The 245-nt window shown below is 44.1% G+C and carries 1 protein-coding gene; it reads left to right on the forward strand.

Features of this window, described 5'->3' with window-relative positions; all coding sequences use genetic code 11:
- On the forward strand, positions 1 to 245 hold a 245-nt coding region (locus tag R0K30_RS23080; RefSeq protein ID WP_410613312.1), incomplete at both ends, for a hypothetical protein.

Here is a 245-nt window from a genome sequence, read left to right on the forward strand (position 1 = left end):
CGTGAAGCTCCAATTGTTCTTCAGAACCCTGAAGCTGCAGCAAATCCTGGTGATGATACGATACCGCAGACATCCTTTTGGGGACTAGGCCAACAGGTTCTGGCATCTTATTCTGATACAAGTGATTTTACGACAGTATTTGGTGATAAGTATAACTACACACCAGACGGTCAAGTTAAACCATTTGGTTATGGTGAACCTTTACCTTACCCATTAGGTAGCGGGCGCCAAGATTATATTGGTGG

The sequence above is a fragment of the Bacillus sp. SIMBA_154 genome (genome assembly GCF_046536015.1).
GTDB lineage: Bacteria > Bacillota > Bacilli > Bacillales > Bacillaceae > Bacillus > Bacillus pumilus_P.